Origin of the sequence: Pseudomonas sp. Fl4BN1 (genome assembly GCF_009908285.1) — a bacterium.
Lineage (GTDB): Bacteria > Pseudomonadota > Gammaproteobacteria > Pseudomonadales > Pseudomonadaceae > Aquipseudomonas.
In genome coordinates this window covers 287,335-309,622 of the sequence record NZ_JAAARM010000003.1, presented here as the reverse complement: position 1 = coordinate 309,622, position 22,288 = coordinate 287,335, and the positions used below count along the sequence as shown (strand labels likewise).

The 22,288-nt window shown below is 61.5% G+C and carries 19 protein-coding genes; 15 read left to right on the top strand and 4 right to left on the bottom strand.

Translation table 11 applies throughout. The features are described from left to right. Nucleotides 1-5 precede the first annotated feature (5 nt). From arnC to GV818_RS05190, 10 genes are all read left to right on the top strand, one after another. Nucleotides 6-1,025, top strand: a complete 1,020-nt coding sequence (gene arnC / locus GV818_RS05235) for an undecaprenyl-phosphate 4-deoxy-4-formamido-L-arabinose transferase (protein WP_161754728.1) — start codon at nt 6-8, stop codon at nt 1,023-1,025. Then, nucleotides 1,022-3,028 (top strand): bifunctional UDP-4-amino-4-deoxy-L-arabinose formyltransferase/UDP-glucuronic acid oxidase ArnA, encoded by a 2,007-nt coding sequence (gene arnA / locus GV818_RS05230; RefSeq protein ID WP_161754730.1) that lies wholly within the window; start codon nt 1,022-1,024, stop codon nt 3,026-3,028. The genes arnC and arnA overlap by 4 nt, the downstream gene beginning before the upstream one ends. Beyond that, entirely contained in the window at nt 3,028-3,912 is an 885-nt protein-coding gene (arnD, locus tag GV818_RS05225; protein WP_161775969.1) for a 4-deoxy-4-formamido-L-arabinose-phosphoundecaprenol deformylase, read from the top strand. Before arnA ends, arnD begins: the two co-directional genes overlap by 1 nt. Continuing rightward, nucleotides 3,909-5,558 carry a lipid IV(A) 4-amino-4-deoxy-L-arabinosyltransferase gene (gene arnT, locus GV818_RS05220; protein WP_161775968.1) on the top strand — a complete coding sequence of 550 codons (1,650 nt, stop codon included), beginning with the start codon at nt 3,909-3,911 and terminating at the stop codon, nt 5,556-5,558. Before arnD ends, arnT begins: the two co-directional genes overlap by 4 nt. Then, nucleotides 5,555-5,899, top strand: a complete 345-nt coding sequence (gene arnE / locus GV818_RS05215; RefSeq protein WP_161754736.1) for a 4-amino-4-deoxy-L-arabinose-phosphoundecaprenol flippase subunit ArnE — start codon at nt 5,555-5,557, stop codon at nt 5,897-5,899. Before arnT ends, arnE begins: the two co-directional genes overlap by 4 nt. Beyond that, nucleotides 5,896-6,309 carry a 4-amino-4-deoxy-L-arabinose-phosphoundecaprenol flippase subunit ArnF gene (gene arnF / locus GV818_RS05210; protein WP_161754738.1) on the top strand — a complete coding sequence of 138 codons (414 nt, stop codon included), beginning with the start codon at nt 5,896-5,898 and terminating at the stop codon, nt 6,307-6,309. The genes arnE and arnF overlap by 4 nt, the downstream gene beginning before the upstream one ends. Then, entirely contained in the window at nt 6,306-7,670 is a 1,365-nt protein-coding gene (locus GV818_RS05205; RefSeq protein WP_161754740.1) for a UDP-glucose dehydrogenase family protein, read from the top strand. Before arnF ends, GV818_RS05205 begins: the two co-directional genes overlap by 4 nt. Then, nucleotides 7,671-9,296, top strand: coding sequence for an ArnT family glycosyltransferase (locus tag GV818_RS05200; RefSeq protein ID WP_161775967.1), 1,626 nt, complete (start codon nt 7,671-7,673; stop codon nt 9,294-9,296). A 42-nt stretch (nt 9,297-9,338) separates the two neighbouring features. Then, a complete protein-coding gene (locus GV818_RS05195) occupies nt 9,339-9,854 on the top strand; it encodes a GNAT family N-acetyltransferase (protein WP_161775966.1) in 516 nt (171 codons plus the stop codon). A 190-nt stretch (nt 9,855-10,044) separates the two neighbouring features. Beyond that, the gene (locus GV818_RS05190; protein WP_161775965.1) at nt 10,045-10,743 is read left to right on the top strand and encodes an HPP family protein; all 699 of its coding nucleotides are present in this window, start codon (nt 10,045-10,047) and stop codon (nt 10,741-10,743) included. A gap of 76 nt (nt 10,744-10,819) precedes the next feature. Here GV818_RS05190 and GV818_RS05185 read toward each other — a convergent pair whose 3' ends face one another. Then, nucleotides 10,820-11,683: a LysR family transcriptional regulator gene (locus GV818_RS05185; RefSeq protein ID WP_161775964.1), complete on the bottom strand. Its 864-nt coding sequence runs from the start codon at nt 11,681-11,683 to the stop codon at nt 10,820-10,822. Nucleotides 11,684-12,065: 382 nt separating this feature from the next. On the opposite strand from GV818_RS05185, the gene GV818_RS05180 reads away from it, so the two are divergent. From GV818_RS05180 to GV818_RS05160, 5 genes are all read left to right on the top strand, one after another. Beyond that, complete coding sequence (locus GV818_RS05180; protein ID WP_161775963.1) at nt 12,066-12,479, top strand: GtrA family protein; 414 nt, start codon at nt 12,066-12,068, stop codon at nt 12,477-12,479. Then, a complete protein-coding gene (locus GV818_RS05175; RefSeq protein WP_161754753.1) occupies nt 12,466-13,458 on the top strand; it encodes a glycosyltransferase family 2 protein in 993 nt (330 codons plus the stop codon). Before GV818_RS05180 ends, GV818_RS05175 begins: the two co-directional genes overlap by 14 nt. After that, on the top strand, nt 13,455-14,864 hold the full coding sequence (locus tag GV818_RS05170) for an ArnT family glycosyltransferase (protein WP_161775962.1): 1,410 nt from the start codon (nt 13,455-13,457) through the stop codon (nt 14,862-14,864). Before GV818_RS05175 ends, GV818_RS05170 begins: the two co-directional genes overlap by 4 nt. A 165-nt stretch (nt 14,865-15,029) precedes the next feature. Then, entirely contained in the window at nt 15,030-16,136 is a 1,107-nt protein-coding gene (locus GV818_RS05165; RefSeq protein WP_161754755.1) for an enoyl-CoA hydratase/isomerase family protein, read from the top strand. A gap of 4 nt (nt 16,137-16,140) precedes the next feature. Next, the gene (locus GV818_RS05160) at nt 16,141-17,292 is read left to right on the top strand and encodes an acyl-CoA dehydrogenase family protein (protein ID WP_161754756.1); all 1,152 of its coding nucleotides are present in this window, start codon (nt 16,141-16,143) and stop codon (nt 17,290-17,292) included. A 132-nt stretch (nt 17,293-17,424) separates the two neighbouring features. On the opposite strand, the gene GV818_RS05155 is transcribed toward GV818_RS05160, so the two are convergent. The 3 genes from GV818_RS05155 to GV818_RS05145 all read right to left on the bottom strand — a co-directional run bounded on the left by GV818_RS05155 (nt 17,425) and on the right by GV818_RS05145 (nt 22,286). After that, nucleotides 17,425-19,008, bottom strand: a complete 1,584-nt coding sequence (locus GV818_RS05155) for a type VI lipase adapter Tla3 domain-containing protein (protein ID WP_306108690.1) — start codon at nt 19,006-19,008, stop codon at nt 17,425-17,427. Beyond that, nucleotides 19,008-21,179: a T6SS effector phospholipase Tle3 domain-containing protein gene (locus tag GV818_RS05150; RefSeq protein ID WP_161775961.1), complete on the bottom strand. Its 2,172-nt coding sequence runs from the start codon at nt 21,177-21,179 to the stop codon at nt 19,008-19,010. The genes GV818_RS05155 and GV818_RS05150 overlap by 1 nt, the downstream gene beginning before the upstream one ends. 333 nt (nt 21,180-21,512) lie before the next feature. Next, nucleotides 21,513-22,286 (bottom strand): enoyl-CoA hydratase, encoded by a 774-nt coding sequence (locus GV818_RS05145; RefSeq protein WP_161775960.1) that lies wholly within the window; start codon nt 22,284-22,286, stop codon nt 21,513-21,515. Between the last annotated feature and the right edge of the window lie 2 nt (nt 22,287-22,288).

The window sequence follows — 22,288 nt, the reverse complement described above, 5'->3', positions numbered from 1 at the left end:
AGCCTTTGAAACCTTATCCGATTCAGTTCGTGTCGATCGTCATTCCGGTCTACAACGAAGAACAGAGCCTTCCCGAGCTGTTGCGGCGCACCGAAGCAGCCTGCCGCCTGCTCAAGCACGACTTTGAAATCGTCCTGGTGGACGATGGCAGTCGCGACGAGTCGGCGAACATCCTGCAAGCGGCCGCCGAACGCGAAGGCAGCCCGGTGGTGGCGGTGATCCTCAACCGCAACTACGGCCAGCACGCGGCAATCATGGCCGGCTTCGAGCAATGCCGCGGCGACGTGGTGATCACCCTCGACGCCGACCTGCAGAACCCGCCGGAAGAAATCCCGCGCCTGGTGGCCCAGGCCGAACTCGGCTACGACGTGGTCGGCACCGTACGCAACAATCGCCAGGACTCGGCCTTGCGCCGCTGGCCATCGAAGCTGATCAACCTGGCGGTGCAACGTTCTACCGGGGTTGCCATGAGCGACTACGGCTGCATGCTGCGGGCCTACCGCCGGACCATCATCGACGCGATGCTGGCCTGCACCGAGCGCAGCACCTTCATCCCGATCCTGGCCAACAGCTTCGCCCGCCACACCACCGAGGTACTGGTGGAACACGCCGAGCGCGAACACGGCGACTCCAAGTACAGCCCGATGCGCCTGATCAATCTGATGTTCGATCTGATCACCTGCATGACCACCACGCCCCTGCGGCTGTTGAGCATCATCGGTTTCGGCATGGCCGGCATCGGCGCCCTCTTCGCCCTGGCGCTGATCTTCCTGCGGTTGATCTTCGGCGCCACCTGGGCCGGCGACGGCACCTTCGTGCTGTTCGCGGTGCTCTTCGTGTTCACCGGTGGCCAATTCATTGGCATGGGTCTCTTGGGTGAATACCTGGGGCGCATGTACAGCGATGTGCGGGCCCGCCCGCGTTTCTTCATCGAAAGAGTCTTGCGCAGCCAGCCCGCGGCCCCTGCCCCCGCTGTGACTGTTGACGGTTTATCTTCCACCCATACTGATCAGGTTTCGCCATGAGCAATAAAGCTGTCGTCTTCGCCTACCACGATATCGGCTGTGCAGGCATCGAAGCCCTGCTCAATGCAGGTTATGAGATCGCTGCGGTCTTTACCCACGCCGATGATCCCAAGGAAAACACCTTCTACGGCTCGGTTGCTCAACTGTGCGCACGCAAGGGCATTGCCGTGCATGCTCCGGAAGATGCCAACCACCCGCTGTGGATCGAGCGCATCAGCAAGCTCGACCCCGACTACCTGTTCTCCTTCTACTACCGCAACCTGCTGAGCGAGCCGCTGCTGGCCACCGCCCGTAAAGGCGCGTTCAACCTGCACGGTTCCCTGCTGCCGCACTACCGTGGTCGTGCACCGGCCAACTGGGTCCTGGTCAAGGGCGAAACCGAGACGGGCGTGACCCTGCACCGCATGGTCAAGCGCGCCGATGCCGGCGCCATCATTGCCCAGGAACGCGTTGCCATCGAGCGCAGCGACACCGCGCTGAGCCTGCACCACAAACTGCGTGACGCGGCCGCCAGCCTGCTGCGCGACACCCTGCCGGCACTGGCCCAGGGCAAGATCAACGAAACCGCCCAGGACGAATCCAAGGCCAGCTACTTCGGTCGTCGCACCGCGGCGGACGGCAAGCTGGACTGGAAACGCCCGGCCGAAGAACTGTTCAACCTGGTGCGCGCGGTCACTCAACCTTATCCGGGTGCTTTCTGCGACGTGGGCGAGCACAAGCTGATCGTCTGGAGCGCCGAGGTCATGCAGGGCAACGAAGGCCAGGCCCCAGGCCGGGTCATCAGCGTCGACCCACTGCGCATCGCCTGTGGCGAAGACTCCCTGGTGATCACTTCGGGCCAGCGCAACGCCAACGGCCTGTACCTGGGTGGCCCGCAACTGGCCAATGAACTGGGCCTGGTGGACGGTTCGGTGCTGCGCGGCGCTGAATCCGGTCGCAAGCCACGTCGTACTCGCGTACTGATCCTCGGCGTCAACGGCTTTATCGGTAACCACCTGTCCGAGCGCCTGCTGCGTGACGACAAGTACGACGTCTACGGCCTGGACATCGGCTCCGATGCCATCGAGCGCCTGCGCAGCCACCCGAACTTCCACTTCGTCGAAGGCGATATCAGCATTCACTCCGAGTGGATCGAATATCACATCAAGAAGTGCGACGTGGTCCTGCCGCTGGTGGCCATCGCCACCCCGATCGAATACACCCGCAACCCGCTGCGCGTGTTCGAGCTGGACTTCGAAGAAAACCTGAAACTGGTTCGCTACTGCGTCAAGTACAACAAGCGCGTGATCTTCCCGTCGACTTCAGAAGTCTATGGCATGTGCCAGGACAAGAACTTCGACGAAGACACCTCGAACCTGATCGTTGGTCCGATCAACAAGCAGCGCTGGATCTACTCGGTATCCAAGCAGTTGCTGGACCGGGTGATCTGGGCTTACGGCGCCAAGGGCCTGAACTTCACCCTGTTCCGTCCGTTCAACTGGATGGGCCCGCGCCTGGACCGTCTGGACTCGGCACGCATCGGCAGCTCCCGCGCCATCACCCAGTTGATCCTCAACCTGGTGGAAGGCACTCCGATCCGTCTGTTCGACGGCGGCGAGCAGAAGCGCTGCTTCACTGACATCGCCGACGGCATCGAAGCCCTCGCACGCATCGTCGACAACGAAAACGACTGCTGCAACGGCCAGATCGTCAACATCGGCAACCCGGACAACGAAGCCAGCATCCGTCAGCTGGGCGAAGAGCTGCTGCGTCAGTTCGAAGCTCACCCGCTGCGCAGCAACTTCCCGCCGTTCGCCGGTTTCCGCGACGTCGAAAGCAAGGCGTTCTATGGCGCTGGCTACCAGGACGTGGAACACCGCAAGCCAAGTATCGACAACGCCAAGCGCCTGCTGAACTGGGAGCCGACCGTGGAGATGAGCGAAACCATCGGCAACACCCTGGACTTCTTCCTGCGTGAGGCGATGCTCGAAATTGCCGATCGCTCTAAAAAAGAAGTGCGCTGATGCAGGCAGGTCTGCGCATTGATGTCGATACCTACCGCGGCACCCGGGAGGGGGTGCCGCGGCTGCTCGAATCGCTGGACGAAGCCGGGGTCAAGGCGACCTTCTTCTTCAGCGTCGGGCCGGACAACATGGGGCGCCACCTGTGGCGCCTGATCCGTCCGCAGTTCCTCTGGAAAATGCTGCGGTCCAATGCTGCGGGCCTGTACGGCTGGGATATTCTCCTGGCCGGCACTGCCTGGCCGGGCAAACCTATTGGCCGCGACCTGGGGCATCTGATGCGCCAGGCCCTGGCCGCCGGCCATGAAGTCGGCCTGCACGCCTGGGATCACCATGGCTGGCAGGCCAACACCGGGCGCTGGAGTCAGGCACAGCTGATCGAACAGATCCGCCGTGGCGTCGACAGCCTCAACGATATTCTCGGGCAAGCGGTGAGCTGCTCGGCGTCCGCCGGTTGGCGCGCCGATGAGCGAGTCATCGAAGCCAAGCAACAATTCGGTTTTCGCTACAACAGTGATTGCCGCGGCCAGAGCCTGTTCCAGCCACGTTTGGCGGACGGCAGCCTGGGCGCGCCACAGATTCCGGTGGACCTGCCGACCTTCGACGAAGTGGTCGGTCCGGTAGTTGCCGCCAACGATTTCAACCGCTACATCCTCGATCGGTTCAGCCCGGACAAGCTCAACGTCTATACCGTGCACGCCGAAGTAGAAGGGATTCTCATGGCCAACGACTTCCGCCAACTGCTGGCCAGTGCCAAGCAGCGCGACATCCATTTCCAGCCCCTGGGGGACATGCTCCCGGCCGACATTGCCAGCCTGCCTGCGGGCCAAGTGGTGCGCGGCGCCCTGGAAGGCCGTGAAGGCTGGCTGGGAGTGCAAGGCGCATGACCAGACGTTGGGCCCTGCCTCTGCTGTTGATCGCATTTGGTCTGTTCTACCTGCTGCCCATGGCCACCCACGGCCTGTGGATTCCCGATGAAACCCGCTATGCGCAGATCAGCCAGGAAATGCTCCTGAGCGGGCACTGGGCATCGCCGCATTTCATGGGCATCCGCTATTTTGAAAAGCCCGTGGCCGGCTACTGGATGATCGCCATCGGCCAGGCGCTGTTTGGCGACAACCTGTTCGGTGTGCGCGTGGCTTCGGCCCTGAGCACGGGCCTGAGTGTGGTCCTGGCCTATCTGCTGGCCCGGCGCCTGTGGAACGATCCGCGCAAGAGCCTGGCCAGCGCCCTGCTCTACATGAGCTTCACCGTGGTCGCACTGCAAGCCGGCTACGCCAACCTCGATCCGCAGTTCACCTTCTGGGTCAACCTGAGCCTGGTGGCGCTGTGGTTCACCTTCGACTGCCAGACCCCACGTGGCCGCGTGCTCGCCTGGGTGCTGCTGGGCCTGGCCTGTGGCATGGGCTTCATGACCAAGGGTTTTCTTGCCTGGCTGCTGCCGGTACTGGTGGCCCTGCCCTACGCCGTGTGGCAAAAACGCTTGCGCCCACTGCTGACCTACGGTGGCATTGGCGTGCTGGTGGCGATTCTGGTCAGTCTGCCCTGGGCCCTGGCGGTGCATTCCCAGGAACCTGACTACTGGCGTTTCTTCTTCTGGCACGAGCACATCCGCCGCTTTGCCGGTGATGATGCCCAGCATGCCTCGCCCTGGTGGTACTACTTGCCGTTGCTGGTGGGTTTCAGCGTGCCTTGGGTCCTGCTGTTACCGGCCACCTTCAAGCAGGCCTGGCAGCAGCGACGCTTGAGCAGCAGCGGTTTCCTGTTGCTGTGGCTGGTGCTGCCCCTGGCCTTCTTCAGCCTGAGCAAAGGCAAGCTGCCGGCCTATATCCTGCCATGCCTGTTGCCTCTGGCGTTGTTGATGGGCAACACCCTGATGGACCGCCTGGCCGCGGACAAGACCCGGATCATCGGTTTCAATGGTGTGCTCAACCTGGTGGCCGGGCTGTTGGGCCTGCTGGCCCTGGTGTATTTCCAGATGAAGAAACCGGTGTATGTGGATGAGCCACAGCACTTGATCCTGGTGTATGTGCTGTTGCTCGGTTGGATTTTCAGCAACCTGCTGCAGGCCATGCGTCCGAAGACGCTGTGGGCGGCGCCGGCCCTGGGCAGCTTCCTGCTGGTGGCCCTGGCCCCGGCGGCGCTGCCCAACTCGGTGGTCTACAACAAGATTCCCGACCAGTTCATCATCGATCACGTGGCCGAGTTGGGTCAGGCCAAGGCCTTGCTGAGCAACGACCTGGGCGCTGCATCCGCGCTGGCCTGGCGTCTGCGTCGGCCCGACGTGACCCTGTACAACACCGAAGGCGAGCTGAAGTACGGCCTGGCCTATGAAGACACGGCCCAGCGCAAGGTCGACCTGTCCCAGGTCCAGCCCTGGATCGCCGAAGCCCGCAAGCAGGGCTCGGTGGGCGTGGTGATGCGGGTCAAGAGCAGTGACGAAGCCCATGAAGTCGAATTGCTGCCCAAGGACGCCAAGCGTTACGAACAAGGCAATATCGTGATCTTCATCATTCCCCAGAGCCAGCCATGAGCCTGTTGCTGCTACTCCTGGCCTGCGGGCTGACCTGCCTGGGCCAGGTGGCACAGAAGTTCGCCGTGGAGAGCTGGCGCGATCGCCCCTCCTCGGTGCTGGACAAGCTGCGCTCGGCCTGGCTGTGGCTGGCCCTATTCAGCCTGGGCCTGGGCCTGCTGGTCTGGCTGCTGGTGTTGCAACGCATGGAAGTCGGCGTGGCCTACCCGATGCTCAGCCTGAATTTCGTGTTCATCACCCTGATCGCACATTTCGTCTTCCGTGAGCACATCGACCGGCGTCATTGGCTGGGGGTCGCCCTGGTGATTGGCGGCGTGTTGCTGTTGAGTCGCCACGCATGAGCCGGGCCAAGGGATTTGCCTTCGCCATGGGCAGTGTGGCCCTGGTCAGCGGCGCCCAGTTGGGCATGCGTTGGAGCATGACCCGCCTGCCCGCCCCGGACCAGTGGCTGGCGGCCCTGGCCGCCGGCAGCGTCGATCTGGCCGCCTTGGCGGTGGTCGTCGCGGCCATCGGCGCCTACGCGCTGTCGATGCTCTGCTGGCTGCTGGCCCTGCGCGACCTGCCGCTGGGTCGGGCCTATTCACTGCTGAGCATCAGCTACGCCCTGGTCTACCTGCTGGCCGCCAGCCTGCCGCTGTTCAACGAACCGTTCACGCTTTCCAAAACCCTCGGGGTGGCCTTGGTCATCCTTGGGGTCATCACCATCAACTCTCGATCTGCACCCGCGACAAGTCCCAGGAATACCCCATGAAAATCAGCGTATTTGGAAGTGGTTACGTCGGCCTTGTACAAGCCGCCGTGTTGGCTGAAGTCGGCCATGATGTCATCTGCATGGACATCGACGAGAAAAAGGTCAAACAGCTGCAACAGGGACATGTGAGCATCTTCGAACCCGGGCTCGCCAGCCTGGTGAAGGAAAACCTCGAAGCCAAGCGCCTGCACTTCACCAGCGACGAAAAGCTTGCGGTGCAGCACGGCCAGGTATTGTTCATCGCCGTGGGCACGCCTTCCAGCGACGACGGCTCGGCCGACCTGCGCTACGTGTTGTCGGTGGGCGATGCGGTGGCTCGCCACCGCGTGCAGCCGGCGATCCTGGTGGAAAAATCCACCGTGCCAGTGGGCACCGGCGACACCCTGAAGGCGCACATCGAAAAGGCCCTCGACGGCCGCGCCCTGCAGTTCGATATCGTCTCCAACCCGGAATTCCTCAAGGAAGGCTCGGCGGTCACCGACTGCCGCCGTCCGGACCGCATCATCATCGGCTGCGAGCGTGAAGAAGTCCGCGACGTGATGCGCGACCTGTATGCGCCGTTCAACCGCAACCACGACCGCATCATGTTCATGGACTTGCGCAGCGCCGAGCTGACCAAGTACGCCGCCAACTGCATGCTGGCCACCAAGATCAGCTTCATCAACCAGATCGCCGAGCTGGCCGAACACCTGGGTGCCGACATCGAATCGGTGCGCCTGGGCATCGGCGCCGATACCCGCATCGGCTATCACTTCATCTACCCGGGCTGCGGCTACGGCGGTTCGTGCTTCCCCAAGGACATGCGCGCGTTGATCCACAGCGCCCAGGAAGCCCATTGCACCAGTGATCTGCTGCAAGCGGTGGAAGCCATCAACGAGCGGCAGAAACACAAGCTGTTCGAACGGGTCAAGGCCTTCTACAAGGGCGACCTGGCGGGCAAGACTTTCGCCGTCTGGGGCCTGGCGTTCAAGCCCAACACCGACGACATGCGCGATGCGCCGAGCCGGGTGCTGCTGGATGCCTTGTTCGCCGCGGGCGCCGAAGTCCGTGCCTTCGACCCGGAAGCCATGCAGGAAACCCAGAAGCTGTACCCGGACGAATCGAAGCTGATGCTCATGGGCACCCCGGAATCGGTGCTGGTGGGCGCCGACGCACTGATCATCTGCACCGAGTGGCAACAGTTCAAGGCGCCGGATTTCGACTTGATCGAGCAGCGCCTGAAATCGCCGGTGATCTTCGATGGCCGCAACCTGTACGACGCCGAGCGCCTGGCGCGCAATGGCTTCACCTACTTCCCGATTGGTCGCGGCGAATCGCGCAACCTGCCGATTCCTCACCAGCAGTGGTCCACAGAGGCCTGAATGAACACTCACTCCAGCTCCCCTTCGAACACACTTCTCTGGCAATCGTTGGGGCTGGGGTTGGTGGCCTTGCTGCTGTTCTGTGCCGGCGCCGACCATCAGTCGGCGATCGGTTTCGACTCCCGGTTCGTGCTCTTCGCCAAGGAGATGCTGCGCCATGGGCCGGGGTTCTTCCCCACCACCTATGGCCAGCCTTACGCCGACTATTCCAGCGCCTCGACCCTGTTGGTCTGGCTGTTTTCCCTGCCCTCGGGCCAGGTCACCAGCTTCACCGCCTGGTTGCCCACGGCTATCGCCTCGGCGCTGATCGTCAGCCTGATCTATCGCCTGCTGGCGCCCTATTCCAAGACCTGGGCCTTGCTCAGCGTCGCCCTGCTGTTGCTCAGCAACACCTTTATCAGTGAAACCCGCGCGGTATCCCTGGACCAGATGCTCGCCGCCGTGTCCCTGGCGGTGTTCTACCTGGGGTATGCCCATGACCACTTTGGCGCCCGGCGGCACCTGGGCTGGATATTCCTCCTGCTGGTCCTGGGTTTTGCCATTCGCGGGCCTATCGGCCTGGTAATCCCCACCGGCATGCTGTGCAGCTACTACCTGCTGGGCGGCCAGTGTCGCCGCCTGTTCAGCGTCGGCTTCAGTGCCCTGCTGCTGCTGGGTGCCTGCGTTGCCTTGTTGCTCTGGCTGGCCAAGCTCAGCGGCGGCCAAGTCTTTGTCGACGATGTGATCCGCATGCAATTCATGGGACGCATGGACGGCAGCGAAGGCTCCAGCGGCGTGTTCTATTACTTCACCAGCTCCCTGGGCAACTACGCCCTGGCCTTCCCACTGGCAATCCTGGCCTGGATCGCGGTGTTGCTGACTCGCTCCGCCGAACAGGGCACGGCGCTGAAACTGCTGCGCCTGTGCACCGCTGCGGGCCTGGTGGTGATGATCGGCTTGTCGATTCCCCAGGCGAAAAAAGCCCGCTACCTGCTACCGATGCTGCCGATGGCGGCAATCATCGCGGCCTACCCGTTCCAGGCCGGCCGGGGGCGAGTCATGGGCTGTCTGCGCGGATTGATCCAGGGCCTGTGGCTGTTGCTGCCGGGGTTGCTGATCGTCGGGCTGATGGTGTTGCGCCGCAGGTTTCCCGAACATCTGACTGACCTCACCCCGATGCTGCTGGTCTTGGGCCTGTTGCAACTGCTGTCCCTGGGGCTGCTGTTCAAGCGTCAGTGGCGCGCCGTGGGCCTGGCCTACAGTGCGGTGGCCGCGGTCTGGGCCTGTTACATCGGTGTGTTCGAACCGGTGGAACACCAGCTCTATGACACCCGGGCATTCAGCCACGCGGCCATGCAATTGATCGAAGCGGACCCGGCGCCGGTGATCCTGCACCGCATGGGCAAGGACGCCAAGGCGATCAAGTTCATGGTCAACCTGGACCAGGACCTGCAACCACAGTTCACCGATCAGCCCGCCGCCCTGGCCCAGGTGCCGGGCCCGGCCTGGGTGATCATCGACCAGAGCGATCTGGCCAGCCTGCAGGGTACGCCCCTGGCGGGACTGACCCCGGTGCTGAGCGGGCGTTTCGACAAGAATGACTTCGTCCTCCTGCACCTGCCCAAGAGCGTCAGCGCACAACCCTGAAAGCGTTGCACAGCCCCTCGCAGGCTCCTTACACTCGCGCCCATGACTATTGTGATTCGCCGGGCGCGAGTGCCCGATGCAGCCTTTCTTCCCGCCATTGAAACCTCAGCCGCCGAGCTGTTCCGCGAGGATCCGCAACTGGCCTGGTTGGCAGAGGCGGAAGTGGCGGATGTCGCCAGCCATCAACAGAACATCCAGCGCCACCCGGTCTGGGTCGCGGTGACGGTGGACGGTGTGCACTGCGGTTTTCTCAACGCCGAAACCTGTGACCGCGAGTTGCATGTATGGGAGGTTTCCGTCGCCCGTGGCTACCAGGGCCGGGGCATTGGCAAACGGCTGCTGCAGGCGGCGCGCGAATATGCCCAGCAGCAGCGGCTGGATGCCCTGACCCTGAGCACCTTCCGCCAACTGCCGTGGAACCAGCCTTTCTATCAGCGCCTGGGCTTTGTCACCCTGGAGGCCGGGCAATTGGCGCCGCGCTTGCGCCAGGTCCTGGCCGATGAGGCCCGGCATGGGCTGCCCGTAGAACGCCGGTGTGTCATGCGCCTGACTTTGTAGGGTTCTGCCTGCCCAGGTAAAGTGCAAAAATATTGCACTTAAACAGCATTATTATGAATTTGTAAGCCAACGGATTCCTCGGCAGACTGTGCCGGTTCCTCCCCCAAATGCTGGAACGTTCAAGGGCTTTCTGGTGCTCCAGACAAGCCCTTCTTTTTGCCTGCTGTGCTGGAAATGGATCATTTTGCCAATGTTTGCCCGCTGGAAACCCGCCGCCATCAATACCCGCCCCCTGGAATGGAGCCGCGCCGCCATCGGCATGGCCCTGGGCATCCTGTTCAGCGTCTGGCTCTGCGCCCAAGTCTTCGGCATGCCAGTGGCACTGCACCTGATCGGCCCACTTGGCGCTTCGGCGGTGCTGTTGTTCGCGGTGTCTTCCGGTGCCCTTGCGCAACCCTGGTCGATCCTCGGCGGCTACCTGTGCGCTGGCGTGGTAGCCCTGTCGGTGGCCCATGTCCTGGGGCGTACCCTGGGCAGCGCCTGCCTGGCAGCGGGCATGGCCCTGGTGCTGATGTGCTGGTTGCGTTGCCTGCACCCACCGGCCGGAGCCCTGGCCCTGACTCTGGTGCTGGCGGACCCGGCCAGCATGGCCCTGGAATGGCGGGAACTGGGGCCGGTGATGCTGGCGGCGGCCAGCCTGTTATTCAGTGCCCTGGCCTACAACAACCTGACGCGGATTCGCTACCCCAAAGGGTCGAGCGATGTCCCCGTGGTCCTGGCATCCGCCAGCGACAACCTGGCGATTACCGCCGAGGACCTGAAATTGGCCCTGGCGGAGATGGAAGAGTTTTTCGACGTCACCCCCGAAGACCTCGAACAACTGATCCACGCCAGCGAAGCCCACGCCCGGCGGCGCAGCATTGGCCAGGTCCTGTCGTCACGCCCCTGAAACTACCGTCCTCAGCATATTCCGCGTGGACGCCGGCTTGCCCGCGCAAGCGCGCCTCAGAGCGGCAGGGCTCGGGTCATACCAGCGGTGACCAGCGCTGGGACCAGTCGTGGTCATGCTCGATCACCTCACGCAAGACCTCGAAGGCCTGCTGCAACGCCGCCGAGTCCCGTTCGCGGGCGTACAGCAGGTAGGTGGGAAAGCTGAACTCCGGTGCCTTTTCCACCCGCTCCAGCACACCACTGTCCAGATAACTCTGGACCACCCGGGTACGGAAATAACCACTGCCGCCGGCATCCAGAATGAACTGCAAAGCCAGCGGCCCCAGGTTGAAACCGACCGCGGCCTTGGCCTGCTCCGGCAAGGCGGCATCGTGCTGACGACGGAAGTCCTCGCCCCAGTCGATATACACATAGGGATCGGGGCGCCCTGCCAGGCGTACCTGAATCAGCTTTTCTTCGAGCAATTGCTCCACCTGCAATCCCGCTGAATACAACGGCTGGAACACCAGCGCCGCGTCCAGTACCCCCAGCTCCAGTTGCCGCTGCAAGCTGGCACCTTCGGCAATCTGGGTGCGCACCGCGTGGTTGGGCAGCGCCTGGCGCAGACGCCGTACCCAGTTGAGCATCAGAGGGTTGCACAGGCTCAGTTCACCGCCGATGTGCAGCACGTTGCGATAACCCGCCAGCAGCGGCAGGTCGCGCTGGGCAGCTTCCCAGGTCTGCACCAGTTGATTGGCATAGACGATAAACGCCTCGCCGTCGGCGGTCGGCCTGGCGCCGGCGCGGTTGCGCACCAGCAGCTTGCAGTTGAGCTGGCCTTCCAGATTCTGCACCCGGGCGCTGATGGCCGTCTGGGTCAGGTGCAGGCGCTCGGCAGCGGCGATCAGGCTGCCGCTGCGGACGATTTCCAGGAAGGTCCGGGCCAGATCAATGTCCATGGTGCCTCGTCGTTGCAAAGTCGAGCGCCATTGTAGCCGCGACGCCCAAAAGACGCGCCATTGTTCCCGCAGCAACCGATGTTCCTGCACCGGTTTGAGGTCTTGATGCCATTACCGATCAATAAATAAAGAATCAACTAAATGACGAATCAATAACATTGTCGTTATTTAAATTCAGCAAGTTATTATTACCAGTCTGACATCTTGCAAGTGCTTTCATGGCCGACAACAAATAACATTTTTGCAACTATAAGTCTTGAAACATTTTATCGTCAAAACAAGTAGCCTTTTTACTAGGCAGGCGTCGATTAATGAGCGCTTATGGCAGCATAATCGCCATTCCGATCACCACAGCCTTCTCTGTTAAATACAGGAGCATTTGATGTTGCGTTTCCTGGAGAGCATTCAACGACAACACTCCATTCAACTTCCGCGCTACTTGATCGTTGGTGGCTTGGCCACGGCGAGTCATTACTGCATGTTCCTGTTGCTGATCAACTTTGTGGCGCCACTGCCCGCCAGTCTGGCGGGCGCAGTAGCCGGCACGCTGATCAGCTATCAGGGCAACAAGCGTTGGACCTTTGCCCAGGGTGCGCAGGCTCCGTGGCATGGCCAGATGCTGCGATTCTGCCTTACGGCCTTCGCTTACAACCTGGGAAACGCGCTGATGATGTTGCTGTTACTGGATCGCTGGCCCCAGTCGCCATTGCTGGTACAGATGTTCAGCACGGCAAGCCTGACACTTGTCAGCTACTGGATTAATCGAACCTGGACATTCAAGCATGAAACGTTCTGATGATGTGAATGCTCTGGGAACACGCCTCTTGAGCGTGGTGATCTGCTGTTATAACGAAGCTCATGTATTGCCGGAGTTTCATGCCCGATTGATGTCAGCCATGAGAAAGTTACAGATTCGCCATGAAGTCCTGTATGTAAACGATGGCAGCAACGACGGCAGCCTGACTATCTTCGACGAACTCTGCCAGACACCACAGGTGCGTTGCCTTAATCTCTCTCGCAACTTTGGCAAGGAGTCGGCCATGGCCGCGGGCATTGACCATGCCGGTGGCGAGGCCATCCTGTTTATCGATGCCGATCTGCAAGATCCTCCGGAGTTGATTCCATTGATGGTCGAGCATTGGCTGGCCGGTTGCGACATCGTCAACATGCAACGCAGCGATCGGCGCGGCGATACCGCCGGCAAGCGCATCAGCGCCAGGTTGTACTACCGCCTGCTAGGGCTACTGGTCGACCGATATGCGGTCCCGCAGGACGTCAGTGATTTCCGTCTGATTGGCGCTGCGCCATTGCAGGCTCTGCGGGCCATGCCCGAACGTGCGCGCTTCATGAAGGGCATGGTCAACTGGCTGGGGTTCAAGACCATCGAGTTGCCTTATGACCGCGTAGCCCGTGGCGCCGGTCAATCCAAGTGGGGGCCGCTGGCCCTGGTCGACCTGGCGATCGAAGGCATCGTGGCCTTTTCACGCAAACCCCTGCGCTGGTTCAGCTTGCTCAGTGCGTCGATCTTTGTCCTGACCCTGCTCTACATTGCCCAGCAGATCGGTACCGGCAGCCTGGATATTCATGATTTCATCCTCGGCGTCGGCGCCATGCTGGCCTTGGGCGTGGCCCTGGTTGGCGAATACATCGGTGCCACATTGAGCGAGGTCAAGCGCCGCCCGGTGTACCTGCTCAGCAGCACCTTCGGCGGGTTTTCCAAGCGTCTGGCAGCGCCAGCGACCCGGCAGCTTGGCAAAGAAGAGCAAAACGGATGAGCCGACTTTCCATTCGTACGTTGTGGTGGCTGCTACTGGCGATCCTCGGCTTGCGCCTGATCAGCCTCGGGTTGTACCCGCTGATGGATACCTCTGAGGCCCGTTATGGAGAAATGGCCCGCAAGATGCTCGAACTCGATGATTGGGTCACCCCGATGTTCGATTACGCCGTGCCGTTTTGGGGCAAGCCGCCGCTGGCCTTCTGGAGTCAGGCGCTGAGCATGCAACTGCTGGGTGTCAACGAGTTCGCGGTGCGTTTTCCCGCCTGGTTGTTTCACCTGGGCAGTTGCCTGCTCATCCTGCGATTTGCTCGTGAGGAGCACGACCTGCGTACCGGCCTGTATGCAGCAATCATCTTTTCCAGCACCACCCTTGGTTTTCTCAGCGCCGGCGTGGTGCTGACCGATCCGGCCCTGGGCTTTGCCCTGCTCCTGGCAACCTATGGTTTTTGGCGTGGCACGGTGCGGGGTGATCGGTGTTGGGCGCTGGCCGGGTTTTTCGGCCTGGGCTTGGGCTTGCTGGCCAAAGGGCCATTGGTCCTGGTGTTGGTCGGGGCCCAGGCCGGGCTTTGGACGCTGTTCAATCGACAATGGCAAGCGCTCTGGCGCCTGCCGTGGGTGCCGGGCCTGGGCTTGATGCTGTTGGTGGCCGTGCCCTGGTACGTGCTGGCGGAGATACGCAGCCCTGGTTTCCTCGACTATTTCCTCGTGGGTGAGCACTGGAAGCGTTATGTGGTCAGCGACTGGGCCGGCGACCTGTATGGCAGCGCCCACGCTCGACCCGCGGGCAGCATCTGGCTGGACCTGCTGCTGGCGCTGTTTCCCTGGAGCCTGTGGTTGCCGTTGTTATGGCTGCAGCGCCGGCAATACCTGGCCCAGCCTCGCTACTTCAGCTTCGTGGCCTTATGGGCATTGGTCACCCCGGCGTTTTTTACCCTGTCGGGAAATATCCTCTGGACTTACGTCCTGCCGGCGTTGCCAGCGTGGAGCTTGTTGCTGGCGACGGCCTGGCCAACCTGTCAGCCCACCGCAGGCCGTTTTGCCCAGGCTGCGGCGCTGGGCAGCGGGCTATTGCTCCCTGTCGGCTTGTTGCTGGCAGTCATCGAGGGGTCGCTGTTCGCCCGGCCGAACAATCAGCAGGCGCTGGCGACCGCCTGGACAGTGCTCCAGGCAAGCGAACCCGGTCCGCTTTACTACTGGGGGCGACGCTCGTACTCAGGGGAGTTCTACAGCGCTGGCCAGGCTCGGCAAATAGAGGATTTTTCCTTGCTGCCAAACACCCCCCGGTTCTATCTGGCACGCCGCGAAAAGGACCTGAAGCACGGACTTGCCGAGTTGGCGTCATTGGCTTGCACCGAACAGTTGCGGGCCAGCCAGAGTGTGCTGTTCAAGTGTGTGAGGCGCTGAACGGCGCCGACTTCCGGCAGGCCAGGGCGTGTTTTTTCCTTGATGTAAAAATGCACAGTCAACCTGCAGTTTTTACGGTTGTACTGGGCAAATTTGCACTGTTACGATCCGTCGATGCTCGCGCGCGAGCCTCATGTAAAAAACAATAAAAGCAGGGAGTTAGTGATGACTGCTCAGGTTTCATCCCAGGCGCCACGGGAACTCGACGCCACCCCGGACGAAGTGCTGGTCGAGGTGCGCAACCGCATCGGCCACCTGACCCTCAACCGCCCCGCCGGTCTCAATGCCATCACCCTGTCGATGGTGCGTACCTTGCAGCAACAATTGGATGCCTGGGCCCAGGACCCGGACGTGTATGCCGTGGTCTTGCGTGGCGCCGGTGAAAAGGCCTTCTGTGCCGGCGGCGACATTCGCTCGCTGTACGACAGCTACCAAAACAGCGGCACCCTGCACGAGGATTTCTTCGTCGAGGAATACGCCCTGGACCTAACCCTGCACCGCTACCGCAAGCCGATACTGGCCCTGATGGACGGTTTCGTCCTCGGCGGTGGCATGGGCCTGGTGCAAGGTGCCGATTTGCGCGTGGTCACCGAGCGCAGCCGCCTGGCAATGCCGGAAGTGGCCATCGGTTACTTCCCGGATGTCGGCGGCAGCTATTTCCTGTCGCGGATTCCCGGTGAACTGGGCACCTACCTCGGCGTCAGCGGCGTGCAGATCCGCGCCGCCGACGCCCTGTATTGCGGCCTGGCCGACTGGTACCTGGAGAGCGACAAGCTGAGCCTGCTGGAGCAGCGCCTGGATCGCCTGCAGTGGGGCAACTCGCCGCTCAAGGACCTGCAAGGCCTGTTGGCCAAACTGGCCGTGCAAACCCTGGCCAATGCCCCTCTCGAAGCCCTGCGTCCGGCCATTGATCACTTCTTCGCCCTGCCCGACTTGCCCAGCATCGTCGAGCAATTGCACAGCGTGACGGTGGCCGACAGCCACGCGTGGGCCCTGGCTACCGCCGACCTGTTGCAGAGCCGCTCTCCCCTGGCCATGGCTGTGACCCTGGAGATGCTGCGCCAGGGTCGCCAGTTGAGCCTGGAACAGTGCTTCGCCCTGGAACTGCACCTGGACCGCCAGTGGTTCGAGCGCGGCGACCTGATGGAAGGCGTGCGCGCCCTGATCATCGACAAAGACAAGACCCCGCACTGGAACCCGCCGACCCTGGAGGCCCTTGAAGCCGAACGGGTAGCGAGCTTCTTCAGCGGTTTTGACGGCAGCGGGAGCTGAACTCATGCACGACATCGAATTGACCGAAGAACAAGTAATGATCCGCGACATGGCCCGGGATTTTGCCCGAGGCGAGATCGCGCCCCATGCCCAGGCCTGGGAAAAAGCCGGCTGGATCGACGACGCCCTGGTGCGCAAGATGGGCGAACTGGGCCTGCTGGGCATGGTGGTGCCCGAGGAATGGGGGGGCAGCTATCTCGACTACGTGGCGTACGCCCTGGCCGTGGAAGAAATCTCCGCTGGCGACGGCGCCACCGGGGCCTTGATGAGCATCCACAACTCGGTGGGTTGTGGGCCAATCCTCAACTACGGCAGCCAGGAGCAGAAACAGGCATGGTTGCCACGCCTGGCCAGTGGCGCGGCCATCGGCTGCTTCGCCCTGACCGAACCCCAGGCCGGTTCCGAAGCCCACAACCTGCGTACCCGCGCCGAACTGCGCGACGGCCAGTGGGTGATCAACGGTGCCAAGCAGTTCGTCAGCAATGGCAAGCGTGCGCAGCTGGCCATCGTCTTCGCCGTGACCGATCCGGAGCTGGGCAAGAAAGGCCTGTCGGCGTTCCTGGTGCCCACCGATACCCCGGGTTTTGTGGTCGATCGTAGCGAACACAAAATGGGCATCCGCGCTTCCGACACCTGCGCCGTGACCCTCAACCAGTGCACGATTCCCCAAGCCAACCTGCTGGGAGAACGGGGCAAAGGCCTGGCGATTGCCCTGTCCAACCTCGAAGGCGGCCGCATTGGCATCGCCGCCCAGGCCCTGGGCATTGCCCGCGCCGCCTTTGAAGCGGCCCTGGCCTACGCCCGGGAGCGGGTGCAGTTCGACAAACCGATCATCGAGCACCAGAGCATCGCCAACCTGCTGGCGGACATGCACACCCGGCTCAATGCCGCGCGCTTGCTGATCCTGCACGCCGCGCGTCTGCGCAGCGCCGGCCAGCCGTGCCTGTCGGAGGCATCCCAAGCCAAGCTGTTCGCTTCGGAAATGGCCGAAAAGGTCTGCTCCTCGGCGATACAGATTCATGGCGGTTATGGGTACCTGGAGGATTATCCGGTGGAGCGTTACTACCGTGATGCGCGGATTACCCAGATCTATGAAGGCTCGAGCGAAATCCAGCGCATGCTGATTGCCCGGGAGTTGAAGCACTACCAACTGTGAGCGCCGCAGCTTGAGATGAAAAATCGCAGCCTTGGCTGCGATTTTTTATTTTCGCCACAGAGACCCTCTTCTCAGGGAAGCGTCCTCTGCCTTTGATCTGTATCCATCAAAGCTACGGTTGAATACCAGCCGCTAGAGATCATCCATCCAGTTATCTTTAGGCCTCAACTCAGCCAGGAACTCTTCCAGCGTGTAATCCTCTTCCACCACCGGCATGCGCGATGCCGCCGCTGGGGCTGGTTTTACAGGGGTGTTGTCTTCACTGCTGGCGGTCTGCGGCATCAGCGTCACGCCAAAATGGTGACTGCCAACAGGCTTTTGACCGGGTGTGGGTGAGGTGACAGCGATGATCGTTGCCTGGTCCTGGCGACGCATGGGCATCACCACGCTGGTGTCGGCATTCAGGTAACTGGCCATGGTCGCCAAGGCAATGCCCACGAAAGGAGACGCTGCGCCGGTGTCCCCCAGGCGCTGGGTGAGGTCGTAGCTTTCTCGCGAGTCGAGCAGGTCCAAGGCGCTATGGGCAACGCTGAGGGCCGGTATCAGTTCGGCCAGTGGCGTCCTGTTCAAGCCAGCGTCGTAGAACAAACGAGAGGGTTTTGGGGTGAGTTCGTCGGTGGCCTTTTTCCAGCCTGTGGCCAGTTGTGCGCTCAAGGCATCGGGCTTTAGGCGCTCGCCATTATCCGGGCGTTGCAGTGAAATCGTGACGGGGCGATGGATCTTGGCCAGTACCGGCAGTGCATCCCATTGCTCAAAGGCCCGCTTGGTCCAGGGTTGGGGAATGAACTCCGAGGGTTGGAATTCCACAGCGGGTTTACGCCAGCCCCAACCGGTGAACTCGGGGTCGATGGGGTTTTTGTTTGTCTTGGCGAACTGAGCGTAGTAGCGCAGCCACTCGACCCGCTCGGGACGTCCGATGACCAGAGCAACCATTGAGTCGGTGAGTTCACCTTGCTTACGTGGCCCAGGCCCACCAATCAGTGGAGCCTTTTTGGCTGACAGCGCATATGACATGCTGAAACCTTCATTGGCGTAAACCAATACCGCCGGAAGATCTGGATTGCGCTCAAATATCTGGAACAGGAACTCCATCACACCCTCGGGAGTATCGTTACAGACGATACCGTCCTGAAAATTACGAATTCGATGCCAATGCAGCCCCGCAGGTGTTCGCATGTCATTGACCATGACAGACAGGCTTTCTTGAGTCCTTTCAGGAGTGAAACGCAGATTCGGTTCTTTAGGATTCCAGCCACGAACCACAGTGATGGTGGGGATTGGCCACTTCTCCATAAAGTCCCTTAGTCCCAACTCCAGTGCGTCCGTTTCCCGCTTGTCATAGGCCATATCCTTATCATCGGAAGTCTGGGGATACTTCGTGGGGTCCATAGGCAAGATGCTGCCAACGTGCAGGGCTTCGAACTGCGTAGCGTTTTGTTGTTGCAGAGCCTGCCAGGCCTGGCCTTGCCTAAATATATCCAGACTTACACCAATGCTGAGGACATCCAAGGTTTCCAAGCGAGGTGAAGTAACGGGGGCACGATAACGAGTATCAGCAGACATAGAGGCTGCCTCCTTGGCAGGGACATAGGCAGAAACGGGTGTGGCGGGGCTGGAAAAACAACGAGTCACTGCAAGCGGGAGTTCGGCCGCCTGGCCCACATGACTGCTCATGAGCAGGCAGGTAATGGATAAGCACGAGAATATGCAGCGCATCAGACTTCTCCTCCAGAACGGACGGGTTTTCCGCGTTGATACTCACTCCAGGTCTGAGAGGCCACCAAGCTGGGCATTTTGGTCTTGCCAACAATGTCCGGCAATGCGCCACTCGTGCGATACGCCACTGTGGAGTCGATCAGGTCTCGACTCTTGCTCTCCTCTTGACGATAGAGTTTCTCCACATCCTCATCGGGAAGGTCTAGCTCTGTATCAAACTGAGAGTTCGCACTAGCTCGAGTTCTTTTCCAATCCAACCGCCAATCCGCCACCCGACACAAATACGCATAGAACGTCACATCATCCACGCTCTCCCCCGCCCCAATCGCCACGTCATACGCCAGCACCCGCCGGCTGTGCTGCGGATTGTTCGGGATACCCGAGTGGAACGACTGCGCTTCTCGAAACTCGTCGCCTTGCAGGCGCAAGCCGGCTTCGTACGGCGTTTCTCCCCGGGTAATCAGTACCTGGCCATTGCCCAGAGCCCGTGAGGTAAACACATGGGCACGCTGGGACATCTCGTAGAGATCATCACGGGCCTTTTTCACACTAACGGGATCACGGCCGTACTTGAACGCTACGGCCTCCTCCAGGGTCTCTTGGCGTGCATATTTCGGATCCTTGGGATTCCAGGCTTTCTTGATCAGCAGCGACTTGTCATTGCTCAGGCCAATCAGCGCATCGATGGGGTCCAGATTATCCATGATCTGGTACAGACCACTGTCCGACTCCACCCCCGGAGCAGTTACAACGCCATCCGTGGCGAAGTCGGCCTCTGTCGGCACGGGCAATAACGGGGCGGTCAACAGTACTCGCATACCCGGTTTGAGAGTGCCCCTTCCACTGCGGTCCATTAGCCCTAAACCGCTGTCTTCCCAGGTTGCTTCGCCCTCAAGGATCAACGGGTAGACGTAAGGAGGCAGATGTTTGCCGATCGCTTCCTTTTCGCCATTGCGCTTGCGCAAGGTAAAGATCCGCTGATGAAACTGTATCGGCAGCAGCGTCCGCACCGCCTGGCCGTCAACGCTATCGTCGACGCCGCGCCAGCCGATCCCCTGCACGTTGGAAAGGCCCACGACCTGATCCTGAGGGGTGAAGTAGAGGTAGATACTGCCGCGGTTGTCGCGCTCGTTGAACGAGACTTTTTCACCGTCGATGGTGGTGTGCGACGCAGGCCCGCCGCTCCAGCCCGACCCGCCAATGGCGCCATAACCCTGGCAGTTTTTCAGGGCGACGCTCGACAGCGCCGGAACCGAATTAGGGCTGTGGGCAATGAATTGCAGGATGCCATTGAGGGTCGCGATCCGTGCCCCGGTGGTTTGTTGCCCAAGCCAGTTCTGCAGCTTGTCGTTGAATGGCTGGTACAGGCTGTAGGGCGAGTTGAGCATGATCACGCCGTCGGCCGGGCGTACCGTTTCATCCTTGAGAAAGGCATGCGCCAGCAGGTTGAGCAGTGTGCCCTGGCTATGCCCGACGACGTTGATGGTGTCATTCGGGTAGCGTTTGCGGATGATCTTGATCAGCATCGCCAGGCGCATGGCGGCCAGCACCATGTAACGGCGCCCCGCAGCTGAAAACAGCGGATGACTGCGCTGGCCCCCAATCATATTGAGGGGAATGATGCCAAACGGAAAACCGTTGAAGCCTTCGCCCCACATGTCCGGCAGATTGGTGGTGGCGTTGGCGAATTGGCCGCCTTCCTTGGTGCCGCTCTTGTCCAGGCGGTTTCTATTGCGGTCCATCCACTCGCCGTGAGGGGCATCCTTGATGATCTTCCCCTCTTCCTCGCGAAACCCCCAATAGAACGGGATCACCACGCTTCGCGTGTCCGCGCCATTGGCCGCGGCACTGAACTTGCGCCGGTAATACACCGCATCCGGGTTGCTGGCCTTGCCACCATCGTCCTCGGGCAGGCTGTAGCTGGCAGAGCGCAGGAACCCCGGGTTGCTCATGCCGTTGGGCAGCACTGACGGCATGTCCAGGCGCTCATTCAGCCCCGCACACAAGCCGCGCTCGATGCGCTCGTAGCAACCGGCCAGGTCGTTGACCCCATGCACGACGATGGTCACGCAGGGCTTGGGCGGAGTCGCGATCAGGTGCACATCACCACCGCCCGGCATGGTGATCGCCTGGCCGGTGCAAATGGTCCTCATCCGAACGGCGTCATTCATTGTGCATTCGCTCCTTGATGGCCTGAAAGACAACCTTTACGTCGTCCAGCCGGGTCACGTCCAATCCACTCAGGGACGAGGCTTGCGCAGCAAGGCTGAATGGTTTGGCCGTGACGACACGGGCGCCAGACCTGACCTTCTACTGATGCTGGGCAAAAAAATCCGGCGTCAGACCATAACAAAAGCGCCAGCGAATAAATCTAGGAACTGTCTCAAAGGCGTCCTGACCGCTGCGCGGCCCACTGTCACAGGTACTTCCAAGGCAAAAAATCGCAGCCTTGGCTGCGATTCTTGTACCTCTGGAACTGGCTTGCTGAGCGCGTGCCCTGGGCGTTACTGGTCCTTGAACTGCGGGTCGCGCTTGGCGATGAAGGCCGCCATGCCCTCTTTCTGGTCCTGGGTGGCGAATGCCGCATGGAACACCCGGCGCTCGAAGCGCACGCCTTCGGACAGGCTGACTTCGAAGGCGCGGTTCACGCTTTCCTTGATCATCATGCTCACCGGCACCGATTTGCCGGCAATCAGCGCGGCCACTTTCAGGGCTTCTTCCAACAACTCATCGGCGGGCACGATACGCGCGACAATCCCGCAACGCTCGGCTTCCACGGCATCGATAAAGCGCCCGGTCAGGCACATTTCCATGGCCTTGGCCTTGCCCACGGCGCGGGTCAGGCGCTGGGTGCCGCCCATGCCTGGCAATACGCCGAGGTTGATTTCCGGCTGGCCGAACTTGGCGTTGTCACCGGCCAGGATGAAGTCGCACATCAGCGCCAGTTCGCAGCCGCCGCCCAGGGCGAAGCCGTTGACCGCGGCGATGATCGGCTTACGGCGGTTGGCCACTCGGTCGCTGTCGCTGAACAGGTCGTCGAGGTAGATCTGCGGGTAGCTCAGTTCGGCCATTTCCTTGATGTCGGCACCGGCGGCGAAGGCCTTCTTCGAGCCGGTGATAACGATGCAGCCGATTTGCGGGTCGGCTTCCAGGCGATCCAGGGCCTGGTTCACCTCACTGACGATCTGCGCATTGAGGGCGTTCAGTGCCTGGGGACGATTGAGGGTGATCAGGCCGACCCGGCCCTTGATGTCCAACAGAATGGTTTCGTAGCTCATGA

What these genes read in the sequence shown, in the direction of transcription:
- GV818_RS05170 (WP_161775962.1), top strand. Translation starts at nt 13,455, where the DNA reads ATGAGCCGACTTTCCATTCGTACGTTGTGGTGGCTGCTACTGGCGATC.
- GV818_RS05155 (WP_306108690.1), bottom strand. Translation starts at nt 19,008, where the DNA reads ATGCGCTGCATATTCTCGTGCTTATCCATTACCTGCCTGCTCATGAGC.
- arnD (WP_161775969.1), top strand. Translation starts at nt 3,028, where the DNA reads ATGCAGGCAGGTCTGCGCATTGATGTCGATACCTACCGCGGCACCCGG.
- arnF (WP_161754738.1), top strand. Translation starts at nt 5,896, where the DNA reads ATGAGCCGGGCCAAGGGATTTGCCTTCGCCATGGGCAGTGTGGCCCTG.
- GV818_RS05195 (WP_161775966.1), top strand. Translation starts at nt 9,339, where the DNA reads ATGACTATTGTGATTCGCCGGGCGCGAGTGCCCGATGCAGCCTTTCTT.
- GV818_RS05205 (WP_161754740.1), top strand. Translation starts at nt 6,306, where the DNA reads ATGAAAATCAGCGTATTTGGAAGTGGTTACGTCGGCCTTGTACAAGCC.
- arnA (WP_161754730.1), top strand. Translation starts at nt 1,022, where the DNA reads ATGAGCAATAAAGCTGTCGTCTTCGCCTACCACGATATCGGCTGTGCA.
- GV818_RS05150 (WP_161775961.1), bottom strand. Translation starts at nt 21,179, where the DNA reads ATGAATGACGCCGTTCGGATGAGGACCATTTGCACCGGCCAGGCGATC.
- GV818_RS05175 (WP_161754753.1), top strand. Translation starts at nt 12,466, where the DNA reads ATGAAACGTTCTGATGATGTGAATGCTCTGGGAACACGCCTCTTGAGC.
- arnT (WP_161775968.1), top strand. Translation starts at nt 3,909, where the DNA reads ATGACCAGACGTTGGGCCCTGCCTCTGCTGTTGATCGCATTTGGTCTG.
- arnE (WP_161754736.1), top strand. Translation starts at nt 5,555, where the DNA reads ATGAGCCTGTTGCTGCTACTCCTGGCCTGCGGGCTGACCTGCCTGGGC.
- GV818_RS05190 (WP_161775965.1), top strand. Translation starts at nt 10,045, where the DNA reads ATGTTTGCCCGCTGGAAACCCGCCGCCATCAATACCCGCCCCCTGGAA.
- GV818_RS05160 (WP_161754756.1), top strand. Translation starts at nt 16,141, where the DNA reads ATGCACGACATCGAATTGACCGAAGAACAAGTAATGATCCGCGACATG.
- GV818_RS05200 (WP_161775967.1), top strand. Translation starts at nt 7,671, where the DNA reads ATGAACACTCACTCCAGCTCCCCTTCGAACACACTTCTCTGGCAATCG.
- GV818_RS05185 (WP_161775964.1), bottom strand. Translation starts at nt 11,683, where the DNA reads ATGGACATTGATCTGGCCCGGACCTTCCTGGAAATCGTCCGCAGCGGC.
- GV818_RS05180 (WP_161775963.1), top strand. Translation starts at nt 12,066, where the DNA reads ATGTTGCGTTTCCTGGAGAGCATTCAACGACAACACTCCATTCAACTT.
- GV818_RS05165 (WP_161754755.1), top strand. Translation starts at nt 15,030, where the DNA reads ATGACTGCTCAGGTTTCATCCCAGGCGCCACGGGAACTCGACGCCACC.
- GV818_RS05145 (WP_161775960.1), bottom strand. Translation starts at nt 22,286, where the DNA reads ATGAGCTACGAAACCATTCTGTTGGACATCAAGGGCCGGGTCGGCCTG.